The sequence below is a fragment of the Streptomyces laculatispora genome, from assembly GCF_017353455.1.
GTDB classification, from domain to species: Bacteria; Actinomycetota; Actinomycetes; order Streptomycetales; family Streptomycetaceae; genus Streptomyces; species Streptomyces laculatispora.
The window spans coordinates 1-4,802 of the sequence record NZ_JAFMPZ010000131.1 but is presented as its reverse complement, the minus strand read 5'-3'; the positions used below and the strand labels follow the sequence as shown (position 1 = coordinate 4,802).

Annotated in this window: 4 protein-coding genes and 1 pseudogene; 2 read left to right on the top strand and 3 right to left on the bottom strand. The window is 72.2% G+C overall.

What is annotated here, in order from left to right; translation table 11 throughout:
• Together J1C73_RS07810 and J1C73_RS07805 are read left to right on the top strand one after the other, a co-directional pair.
• A partial coding sequence (locus J1C73_RS07810) for a DMT family transporter (protein WP_207315700.1) occupies positions 1-951 on the top strand: 951 nt, incomplete at its 5' end.
• Positions 917-1,831, top strand: coding sequence for a polyphosphate kinase 2 family protein (locus tag J1C73_RS07805; RefSeq protein WP_207315699.1), 915 nt, complete (start codon positions 917-919; stop codon positions 1,829-1,831). The genes J1C73_RS07810 and J1C73_RS07805, both read left to right, overlap by 35 nt.
• Here the strand turns inward: J1C73_RS07805 and J1C73_RS07800 are convergent.
• The 3 genes and pseudogenes from J1C73_RS07800 to J1C73_RS07790 form a co-directional block, all read right to left on the bottom strand.
• Positions 1,828-2,907 (bottom strand): Zn-dependent alcohol dehydrogenase, encoded by a 1,080-nt coding sequence (locus J1C73_RS07800; protein WP_207315698.1) that lies wholly within the window; start codon positions 2,905-2,907, stop codon positions 1,828-1,830. The genes J1C73_RS07805 and J1C73_RS07800 overlap by 4 nt on opposite strands.
• Positions 2,908-2,971: 64 nt before the next feature.
• Positions 2,972-4,366 carry an aldehyde dehydrogenase family protein gene (locus J1C73_RS07795; protein WP_207315697.1) on the bottom strand — a complete coding sequence of 465 codons (1,395 nt, stop codon included), beginning with the start codon at positions 4,364-4,366 and terminating at the stop codon, positions 2,972-2,974.
• Positions 4,367-4,494: 128 nt separating this feature from the next.
• Positions 4,495-4,802: pseudogene (locus J1C73_RS07790) on the bottom strand (sugar ABC transporter ATP-binding protein); the annotation flags it as partial.

Sequence of the window (4,802 nt, the reverse complement as noted above, 5' to 3'; positions counted from 1 at the left end):
GCTCCACCCTCCGACTGGCGGGCCCCCGCCGCCGCCTGCACCACCGTGGTGCTGTGGGCCTCCGCCTTCGTCTCCATCCGCAGTGCGGGCGAGGCCTACTCCCCCGGCGCGCTGGCCCTCGGCCGGCTGCTGACCGGCTCCCTGGCGCTGGGCGCGCTCCTGCTCATACGGCGCGAGGGCCTTCCGTCACGGGCGGCCTGGCCGGGGATCATCACCTCCGGACTGCTGTGGTTCGGCCTGTACATGGTGGTGCTCAACTGGGGTGAGCAGCAGGTGGACGCGGGGACGGCCGCCATGGTCGTGAACATCGGCCCCCTCCTGATCGCGACGCTCGGTGCCCGGCTGCTCGGCGAGGGACTGCCGCGCCGGCTGGTACTGGGCATGGCCGTGTCCTTCGCGGGCGCCGTGGTCGTGGGGCTCTCCATGTCGGGGAAGGGGAGTTCCTCGGTCCTGGGCGTGCTGCTCTGCCTGCTGGCCGCGGTGGCGTACGCGGCCGGGGTGGTCGGCCAGAAGCCCGCGCTGGGGCACGGATCGGCGCTCCAGATCACCACGTTCGGCTGTCTGGTCGGCACGGTGGCGTGCCTGCCGTTCTCCGGGGCGCTGCTCGCGGACGCCGCCGACGCGCCGCTGTCCGCGACACTGAACATGGTCTATCTCGGCCTCTTCCCGACCGCGCTGGCCTTCACCACCTGGGCCTACGCGCTGGCCCGTACCACCGCGGGACGGATGGGAGCCACCACCTACGCGGTGCCCGCGCTCGTCGTACTGATGGCGTGGCTGCTGCTGGACGAGGTGCCCGCACTGCTCACCATCGGCGGCGGGCTGCTCTGCCTCGCCGGGGTGGCGGTGTCCCGGACGCGTCCGCAGACTGGTGCGACGCGGAGGAATCCGGCCCGGCCGACGGAGGGACCCCGGCATGACACGGAGCGCCGAGCAGCGGACCGGCCGTAGCCAGGGGACGAAGAAGGCCAAGAAGGGGAAGAAGCAGGGTAAACCGGCGGTGGCCGTCGGTGGCGAACAGGCCCTGGTGACGCCCGAGGGCCCCGCCCGCGACGCCTGGCGGGAGGACTACCCGTACACCGAGAAGCTCGGCCGCAAGGCGTACGACAAGTCCAAGCGGTCCCTCCAGATCGAACTGCTCAAGCTCCAGCACTGGGTCAAGGAGCACGACGAGCGCCTCGTCGTCCTCTTCGAGGGCCGCGACGCCGCGGGCAAGGGCGGCACGATCAAGCGGTTCACCGAGAACCTCAATCCGCGTGGCGCGCGGGTGGTGGCGCTGGACAAGCCCACCGAACGCGAACGCACCCAGTGGTACTTCCAGCGTTACGTGGCTCATCTCCCGGCCCCCGGGGAGATCGTGCTCTGCTCGCCCCGCGAGTACCTCGAATTCATGCACCAGACACCGGGGTTCGAGCGGATGCTCGCGCGGGACGGCATCCATCTGGTGAAGTTCTGGTTCTCCGTCTTGCGCAACGAGCAGCGCAACCGGTTCATGAACCGGCAGACCGATCCGGTGCGGCAGTGGAAGCTCAGCCCGGTCGACCTCGCCTCGCTCGACAAGTGGGACGCGTACACCGAGGCGAAGGAGCTGATGCTCTTCCACACGGACACGGCGGACGCGCCCTGGACCGTGGCGAAGAGCAACGACAAGAAACGGGCCCAGCTGGAGGCGATCCGGCACGTGCTGCACCACTTCGACTACCCGGACAAGGACAGGTCGGTGGCCCGGGAGCCGGACCCGCTGATCGTGGGCCCGGCCTCCCGGTTGTTCGAGAAGGGCGAGATGGCGTCCCGGCTGCTGACCACGGGCCGGTCGCAGGACAGTCCCTAGAAGACCACCAGGGCCCGGCCGCCCTTGCCGGCGATCATGTGGTCGAAGGCGGCCGGGATGCCGTCCAGCGCGATCCGTTCGGTGACCATCATGGCGAGGTCGAAACGGCCCGCCCTGATGTGGTCGGCCAGCACCGGCAGATCGCGGGCCGGGTCGCTGTTTCCGTACACGCAGCCCGTCAGGGACCGGCCCCAGTGGAAGATCTCCAGGGCGTTGAAGGTCACCTCCTGGTCCTTGCCGCCGATGCCGACGACCGTGGTGCGGCCGCCCCTGCGGGTGGACTCCCAGGCGGCGCGGATGGTGGCGGCCCGGCCGACGCACTCGATCGCGACGTCCGCGCCCTGGCCGCCGGTGAGCCCGCGGATCTCGCGGGGTGTGGTGGCGGAGGCGATGACGTAGTCGGTGGCGCCCGCCTGCCGGGCCAGCTCCTCCTTCTCCGGGGAGACGTCCACCGCGATGATCCGCGAGGCGCCCGCGATCCGGGCGGACTGGAGCACCGCGAGGCCCACGCCGCCGATACCGAACACGACGACGGACTCACCCGTGCGGACCCGTGCGCTGTGGTGCACCGCGCCGTACCCGGTCAGCACCGCGCAGCCGAGCAGGGCGGCGTCGGTGAGCGGGATGCCGTCCGGGGCGGGCAGCACGCAGTTCGCGGCGACGACGGTCTCCTGTGCGAAGGCGGCGACGTTCAGCCCCGGGTGCAGCTCGGTGCCGTCGGCGGTGTGGGCGTGGATGTTCGCCGCCCCGGCCAGGGCGTCGGCACAGAGCCAGACCTCGCCGATCCCGCAGTGGTGACAGCTTCCGCAGGACGGCGCCCAGTTGAGCACCACTCCGTCGCCGGGTGCGACCCGGGTGACGCCGTCGCCCACGGAGACGACGGTGCCCGCTCCCTCATGGCCGAGGACGGCGGGCACCGGCACCCGCATCGTGCCGTTGGACAGCGAGAGGTCGGAGTGGCAGACCCCGGCGGCGGCGAGACGGACACGCACCTGGCCGGGACCGGGCTCCGGAAGGGCGATGTCGGCGATCTCCAGCGGAGCTCCGACGGCGGACAGTACGGCGGCGCGGACCACGGACTGGCTCCTTGCTGAGGGGGAGAGTTGAGAAATGCGCGGCAAGCGGGCTCGGGGAACCGGCTCAGAACTGGAGGGACTTGGTCTGCAGGTACTCCGCGAGGCCGTGGAGACCCAGCTCGCGGCCGACGCCGGACTGCTTGTAGCCGCCGAAGGGGGCGAGCGGGTTGAACCGGCCGCCATTGATGTCGACCTGTCCGGTGTCCATCCGGCGGGCGAAGGCGACGGCCTGCGCGTCGTCGGCGGCCCAGACGGCTCCGGCGAGGCCGTACACGGTGCCGTTGGCGATCCGCAGCGCGTCGTCCTCGTCCTCGTACTTCAGGATCGAGATGACCGGGCCGAAGATCTCCTCCTGGGCGATGGTCATCTCCGGGGTGACGTCGGCGAAGACCGTGGGGCTGACGTAGTAGCCCGTGCCGAGCGGCGCCTCGGGGCCGCCCGCGACGACGCGGGCGCCCTCCTCGATGCCCTTCTCGATGTAGCCGCGCACCCGGTCCCGCTGCCTGGCGTTGACGAGCGGGCCGACCCGTTCGCCGGGTACGTACTTGGCGACGGCCGCCGCGGCGAGGGCGACGGCCTCCTCGTACCGCTCGGCGTCCACCAGCATCCGGGTCCAGGCGCTGCACGTCTGGCCGGAGTTGGACATCACGTTGGCGACGCCGACGTTGACCGCCCTGGCGAGATCGGCGCCGGGCAGGATCACGTTGGCGGACTTCCCGCCGAGCTCCAGGGCGACGCGCTTGACCGCGCCGCCCGCGGTGGCGCCGATCCGCTTCCCGACGGCGGTGGAGCCGGTGAAGGAGACCAGGTCGACGTCCTCGTGCGCGGCGAGGGCCTGTCCGGCGACCGGGCCGAGGCCGGTGACCAGGTTGAAGACACCGGCGGGCAGACCGGCCTCCGCGGTGGCCTCCGCGAAGAGCTGCGCGGTGAGCGGGGTGTCCTCGGCGGGCTTGAGGACGACGGTGCAGCCCGCGGCGAGCGCGGGCGCGACCTTGGCCACGATCTGGTGCAGCGGGTAGTTCCACGGGGTGATCGCGCCGACCACACCGACGGGCTCCAGCAGCACGGTGGAGTTGCCGTGCCGCTCCTCGAAGACGTACGTCGCGGCCAGTTCGGCGTACGAAGCGGCCACCAGCACCGGCACCCCCGCGTGCACCGTCTGCGACATCGGCAGCGGTGAGCCCAGTTCGGCGGTGACCGTCCCGGCGATCTCGTCCTTGCGGGCGGCCAGCACGTCACGCAGTGCGCCGATCCGGGCGGCGCGCGCGGCCGGCGGGGTCGCGGCCCAGCCGGGGAACGCGGCGCGCGCGGCCCGTACCGCGTCATCGACGTCGGCCGCCGTTCCGGCCGGGACGTGGGCGATGACCTGCTCGTCCGCCGGGTTCACGACCGCGATCGTGTCCGCTCCGGCGGCTCGCCGCCATTCGCCGCCGATGTACATACCGTCGTGGGCCTTCATGGCTGTTCCTCCCGGGCACGGTGACGGACATGGTCGTCCGGGCCCCAAACTAGCGCTGTTAGTTTTCAGGCGCCAGAGACACTGCTCACGCGTGGGCCGGCGGTTCGCCTTCACCCGGGGTGCGCGGGTTACATGTCCAGCCCCGGGACGTCCTTCGGCAGCGGGCAGATCCGGCGCCCCTGATGGTCGAAGACGTACAGGTGCGCCAGGTCCACCAGGAGCGGGACCTGCCCTCCGGTGCGCAGCCGCATGTCGGGACCGGTGCGCACCACCAGGTCGCTGGCCGTGACCGCGGGGCGGTCGGGGCTGCGCGACCCCGGCGGCAGCACCTCGGGGCCACGCTCGTCCAGGGCGACGGCGGGACCGCCGATGTGCCCGGTGGCGCGTTCCTTGAGCCGCTCCAGCACGCCGACCCCGCCCGCGGCGCCGCGGCGCC